Annotated in this window: 2 protein-coding genes; both read left to right on the top strand. The window is 43.0% G+C overall.

The window, feature by feature from the left end:
• Nucleotides 1-468: rhodanese-like domain-containing protein (locus NL42_RS15875; protein WP_461313467.1), on the top strand; the 468-nt coding region annotated here is incomplete at its 5' end.
• A gap of 18 nt (nucleotides 469-486) precedes the next feature.
• A partial coding sequence (gene epsC, locus NL42_RS15870) for a serine O-acetyltransferase EpsC (RefSeq protein ID WP_461313466.1) occupies nucleotides 487-1,350 on the top strand: 864 nt, incomplete at its 3' end.

The raw sequence follows: 1,350 nt of genomic DNA, 5'->3' as shown, positions 1-1,350 counted from the left end.
TCAACTGGTTCAAATCCATCCTTGTCAAATGAAGATATTCTTTCTAAAGCACAGCAATACGCACAGGACCATGAACTGAATTTTAGTGGCAGTTTATCTCCGACTGATGCATGGCAGCTCGTACAACAAGACGAAGCTGTTTTAGTTGATGTGCGTACCAATGAAGAACGTAAATTTGTGGGTTATGTTCCTGAAAGTGTTCATGTCGCTTGGGCAACAGGCACATCGTTTAACCGTAATCCACGCTTTTTAAAAGAACTCGAATCAAAAGTTGGCAAAGACAAAACCATTCTTTTGTTATGCCGTAGTGGCAACCGTTCGGCACAAGCTGCCGAGGCCGCATTTAATGCTGGTTTTGAGCATATTTATAACGTTCTTGAAGGCTTTGAAGGCGACTTAGATGATCAACAACAGCGTAATCAAAAAAACGGCTGGCGCATTCATCAACTTCCTTGGCAACAAGACTAATACTCTAATCAATTTTCAGTGAATCAAGGAAAGCTTGTGACTCAATGGAACATTAATGCTGTTGTACAAGGTTTACAACAAGCAAGGCATGACTGGCGTCAGCAGCAACACAGGACCAAAGAATTTGGGGGCCGCGAACTTCCATCTAAAGAAGCTTTAAAAGCTATTTTAGATGACCTGTGCGGAATTATATTTCCAATGCGTTTAGGCCCTGCCGACTTACGTCAAGAAACTGAAGATTCTTATATTGCCTATACTTTAAATCGGGTACTAACAGCCTTACATGCTCAAGTACAACTGGCTTTAAATTATGAAGCAAAACGTCATTTGAGTCATTCGAACACAGTCCAACAGCCAGAGGAACTTGCTCAAAATATTGTGCAGGATTTTGCCAACACACTGCCGTCTATACGACGTCTTTTAGACGGCGATGTGCGTGCCGCTTATGAAGGCGATCCGGCGGCGCATAGTGTGGATGAGGTATTACTTTGCTATCCGGGCATATTTGCGATTATTCATCATCGAATTGCGCATCAACTGTATGCCCAAGTGCCTTTATTGTCTCGCATTATTTCCGAGTTGGCGCATTCTGCAACTGGTATTGATATTCATCCAGGTGCAAAAATCGGTAAAGGATTCTTCATCGATCATGGTACAGGCGTGGTGATTGGTGAAACTAGTGTCATTGGGGAACGTGTCCGTATTTATCAGGCCGTGACCCTTGGAGCAAAACGATTTGAAACGAATGATGATGGTGGTTTGAAAAAAGACTATACACGCCATCCAATTGTTGAAGATGACGTAGTGATCTATGCGGGTGCCACCATTTTAGGTCGTATTACGATTGGTCGAGGGTCCATTATTGGAGGAAATGTCTGGCTT

Source organism: Acinetobacter sp. GN11, assembly GCF_054823985.1.
Note: the sequence above shows the minus strand (reverse complement) of the source record. Positions and strands in the feature narration are given on the sequence as shown.